The organism is Intrasporangium sp. (assembly GCF_030452765.1).
In the GTDB taxonomy this organism is placed as follows: domain Bacteria; phylum Actinomycetota; class Actinomycetes; order Actinomycetales; family Dermatophilaceae; genus Intrasporangium_A.
The window spans coordinates 1-4,369 of record NZ_JAKDLO010000270.1 but is presented as its reverse complement, the minus strand read 5'-3'; the positions used below and the strand labels follow the sequence as shown (position 1 = coordinate 4,369).

Annotated in this window: 3 protein-coding genes and 1 pseudogene; 2 read left to right on the top strand and 2 right to left on the bottom strand. The window is 70.0% G+C overall.

Features of this window, described 5'->3' with window-relative positions; all coding sequences use genetic code 11:
* Positions 1 to 957, top strand: a pseudogene (locus tag L0H79_RS21080) (hypothetical protein); the annotation flags it as partial.
* 10 nt (positions 958 to 967) lie between these two features.
* Here the strand turns inward: L0H79_RS21080 and thrS are convergent.
* On the bottom strand, positions 968 to 2,212 hold the full coding sequence (thrS, locus tag L0H79_RS21075) for a threonine--tRNA ligase (RefSeq protein ID WP_301486636.1): 1,245 nt from the start codon (positions 2,210 to 2,212) through the stop codon (positions 968 to 970).
* Between the two features lie 259 nt (positions 2,213 to 2,471).
* On the opposite strand from thrS, the gene L0H79_RS21070 reads away from it, so the two are divergent.
* Positions 2,472 to 3,650, top strand: coding sequence for a cystathionine gamma-synthase (locus tag L0H79_RS21070; RefSeq protein WP_301486635.1), 1,179 nt, complete (start codon positions 2,472 to 2,474; stop codon positions 3,648 to 3,650).
* Between the two features lie 149 nt (positions 3,651 to 3,799).
* On the opposite strand, the gene greA is transcribed toward L0H79_RS21070, so the two are convergent.
* Entirely contained in the window at positions 3,800 to 4,285 is a 486-nt protein-coding gene (gene greA, locus L0H79_RS21065; RefSeq protein WP_301486633.1) for a transcription elongation factor GreA, read from the bottom strand.
* Positions 4,286 to 4,369 lie beyond the last annotated feature (84 nt).

Here is a 4,369-nt window from a genome sequence, read left to right as displayed (position 1 = left end):
CCAGCGCAGACCGGGCCGGACACGTCATGCTGGGCTGAGGGGGGCAAGCGCTCGTGGGGAAGGGGCGGCATCGTGGGGTGGAGTCGTGACGTGGGGCGGCGTACGCCGCTGGTGGTGACCGCGCTGCTGGCCGGTGCGCTCGCTCTGTCGGGTTGCGAGGCGTCGAGCGCCGGGGCCCCGACGGTTCCGTCATCGGGCACCTCGGAGACGAGTGGGCCCTCGCTCACGCTGGCCACCCCGAAAGCATCCGGCAAGACCAGCTCGCCGGTCGCCGCTCCGACCCCGAAGAGCAGCAAGGATGCCGGCACGAACGGCTCGAAGGACGCGAAGAACGGCAGCGCTACCCCCTCGGGCAAGGCGAGCGCCAGCTCAGGCGGTCTCGAGGTGGCCAACCAGGTCGTCACGGTGACCGGTGAGGTGACCTCGCCGCACAAGGGCGTCGCGACGCTCCATACCGCGTCGGGCAACACGACCGTCGCGTGGGACGGGGGCACGGCCTTCCTCGACACCCGGTCCGCGAAGCGGTCCGAGGTGCGCAAGGGGGTGTGTGTCGTGGCGAGCACCGCGATCGCGGCGCCGGGGGAGCAGCGGACGGGCCCCGGCGGGGCCGCCGAGGTCGTGTGGGTGCTCGTGTCGCCACCGGTGGACCGCCAGTGCCCCAAGGTGGCCCCCCAGGCCCCCGGCGCGTCCGGTGCGGCGCGCATGATGTCCGGCCTCGTCACCACGGTCAAGGGCTCTCTCGTCACACTCGAGACCGAGGGCGTGGGAGTCCCCAAGGCCCAGGTGCGGATCGCCCTGGCCGACAAGGCACACGTGGTCCGAACGGTCGACACGTCGGCAGCGTCCATCCGCAAGGGCCGCTGTGTCGTCGTGGTCGGTACCCACGACGCGAAGGGCCATCTCGTGGCGAGCAGCGTCACCGTGTCGGACGCGGGCAAGTCGGGCTGCACGCTCTGAGACGGTCGGCTCATGCGTCCCACTGGACGAGCCGGCGGCGATGGTCCCGCGCGTCGACGACGCGTTCGATCAGATGGGCCACCGGCACAGCCTGTCGCACGCCCGCCGCGACATCGGTGACCTGGGCACACCCCTCGGATGCCTCCCGCTCGCCGACCACGGCGATGACGGCGTCGCGGCGGCGACGCGCGTGCCGGACTCTCGCCGCGAGCGAGTCGTCGCATCGCAGCTCGGCGCGAACTCCCTTGGCCAGCAAGCCTTCGAGCAGCGAGCGCGCCGCCTCGTCCTGGCTCTCCGAGACCGGGAGCACCGCAACCTGGACGGGCGCCAGCCACAGGGGCAGCCTGCCCTGGTATCTCTCGAGCAGCGAGGCGACGACGCGTTCCATCGACCCGACGGTGCCGCGATGGATCATCATGACGCGGCGCTGTGCGCCGTCGGCACCGTGGTAGGTCAGGTCGAAGCGCTCCGGCTGGTTGAAGTCGAGCTGCACAGTCGCGATGGTCTCCTCGCGCCCGCGGCTGTCGTGGACCTGCAGGTCGAACTTCGGTCCGTAGAAGGCCGCCTCGCCCGCCGCCTCGACGAGCGGCAGTCCCGCCTCCGCGAGGACCGGACCGCCGGCATCGCGCAGCGCAGCCTCCGCCTCGCGCCACTGATCGGGGCTGCCGAGCCACGCGTCGGAGTCGTCCCGCAGTGACAAGCGCACGTAGTCGACGGGCAGCCCAAGGATCCGTTGTGCCCGGATCGCGGTCCGAAGCCCGCGCGCGGCCTCGTCGCCGGCCTGATCGGGGCGACAGAAGACGTGGGTGTCGTCGAGGTTGATCTGTCGCACCCGGGTCAGCCCGGAGATGACACCCGACCGCTCGGCCCGGAACATCGGTGCCAGCTCGTTGAGCCGGATCGGCAGGTCGCGGTATGAGCGGCTCGAGGCGGCATAGATCAGTGCGTGGTGGGGGCAGTTCGACGGTCGCAGCACGAGCTCGTCGTCGGCGTCCTCCTCGCCGAGCCGCATGGCCGGGAACATGTCGTCGCTGAACTTCGCCCAATGCCCGGACCGCTCGAAGAGCGCGCGCTTGCCGAGCACGGGGGAGTGCACGTCGAGGCACCCGTCCGCGTGGGCGAGGTCCTTGGCGAGCCGCTCCAGCTCGTCGCGGATCACGGCGCCGGCGGGCAGCCAGAGGGGCAGCCCCGATCCGGCGAGTGGGTCGGTGGCGAAGACGCCGAGGTCACGGCCCAGCTCTCTGTGGTCGAACATGGTCGGTCTCCTTCGGTGAGCCCGAGCCGGCCGGGGGACGACAAACGCCCCGGGGTCGGCTCCGGGGCGTGGGTGCTGGGTGGCTCAGTGCAGCATCGAGGCGCCGGAGTGGCCCGGCGTCGTGGTGCACACGTTGCATCTCATGCTTGCCACGGTACCTCGCCCGCCGTATGCCGCTCACCTCCTTTTGCAGGCATGGTCGGCGAGGTCTCTGAGCGTGTCCGCCCCGCGCCACTCGCCAGGGCATAGGCTCGGCGCCATGTCTGACGCATCCGGATTCTCCACTCGAGCCATCCACGCCGGCCAGCCGGCCGACGCATCGACCGGGGCGGTCAGTGTCCCCATCTACCAGGTGTCGACCTACAAGCAGGACGGCATCGGCGGCTTCCGCGGTGGCTACGAGTACAGCCGGTCGGGCAACCCGACCAGGACCGCGCTCGAGGAGTGCTTCGCCGCGCTGGAGGGTGGCAGTCGTGGCTTCGCCTTCGCCTCCGGCCTGGCCGGGCAGGACACCATCGTGCGCTCCCTGCTCGTCCCCGGTGACCACGTCGTCGTCCCGAGCGACGCCTACGGTGGGACCTACCGCTACTTCAACCAGATCGCGAGACCACAGGGGATAGCGCACTCCATCGCGAAGATCGCCGACGTCGACGCGGTCCGCGCCGCGATCGTGCCCGGCCGGACGAAGATGGTGTGGGTCGAGACACCGACGAACCCGCTGCTCGGTATCGCCGACATCGAGTCGATCGCAGGGGTCGCCCACGAGGCCGGGGCCGTCGTCGTGGTCGACAACACGTTCGCCAGCGCGTACCTGCAGAACCCGCTCGCTCTCGGCGCCGACCTCGTCTCACACTCGACGACCAAGTACAGCGGCGGCCACAGCGACGTGGTCGGCGGCATCGTCGTCACCGGGCAGCAGATCGCGGTGCCCGGCTTCGAGGACGCGGGGGACCGGGTCGCCTTCAACCAGAAGAGTATCGGCGGCATCGCCGGTCCCTTCGATGCGTGGCTGACCCTTCGCGGGCTCAAGACCCTCGCCGTGCGGATGGAGCGTCACTGCGACAACGCCGAGAAGGTCGTCGACTTCCTCACCGGCCACGACGGCGTCTCGCACGTCTACTACCCAGGCCTGCCCTCCCACCAGAACCACGACGTCGCCGCGCGACAGATGAAGCGGTTCGGCGGGATGGTCAGCTTCCGGTTGACCAAGGGCGAGGATGCCGCGGTCAAGGCCTGCTCAGCCGTCCAGCTGTGGACCCTCGGAGAGTCGCTCGGTGGGGTCGAGTCGCTCATCGAGCACCCGGCCCGGATGACCCATGCCAGTGTCGCCGGCACCGAGCTCGAGGTGCCGGCCGACCTCATCCGGCTCTCGGTCGGCATCGAGGACATCGACGACCTCATCGAGGACCTGCGCGAGGCGCTCGACATCCACGCCTGAGCCACGCCCGTCCCCCTCCCCATCGAGAGTGCACTTCTCCGGATCGAGAGTGCACTTCTCCGGATCGAGAGTGCACTTCTCCCCATCGAGAGTGCACTTCTCCGGATCGAGAGTGCACTCTCCCCATCGAGAGTGCACGCGACTGGAGCTCAGCGAGCGTAGGGCTTGGCCTTGAGGATCTTGACCTCGATCATCTTGCCGCTCGGCGCCTGGTAGGAGGTGGTGTCGCCGACGCTCTTGCCCTGGATGGCCGCACCCATGGCCGACTTCTCGGAGAAGACCTGCAGGTCGGTGTCGTCGGCGATCTCGCGGTTGCCGAGCAGGAAGGTCTCCTTGTCGCCGAACATCTCGACCGTGACGACCATGCCCGGCTCGACCACGCCGTCATCGGGAGGGGTCTCGCCGATCACGGCGTTGTGCAGCACCTCCTGCAACTGGCGGATGCGGGCCTCCATCTTGCCCTGCTCCTCGCGTGCCGCATGGTAGCCGCCGTTCTCCTTGAGGTCGCCCTCCTGCCGCGCCTCCTCGATCTTGTGCGCGATCTCGATCCGACCTTCGCCGGACAGCTGTTCCAGCTCCGACTTGAGGCGGTCGTATGCCTCCTGGGTCAGGAAGCTTGCAGCGGTCTCGGTCACGATGTCACTCCTCGGATGTGGCGGCGGGGCCCCGCCGCGCGAGGGGGGGGGCGCCACCAAAGACGGGACCCCCCCCGCCCGGGG

Bases quoted from the DNA above. Each gene is read 5' to 3' on its own strand.
- thrS (WP_301486636.1), bottom strand. From the start codon at position 2,212: ATGTTCGACCACAGAGAGCTGGGCCGTGACCTCGGCGTCTTCGCCACC.
- L0H79_RS21070 (WP_301486635.1), top strand. From the start codon at position 2,472: ATGTCTGACGCATCCGGATTCTCCACTCGAGCCATCCACGCCGGCCAG.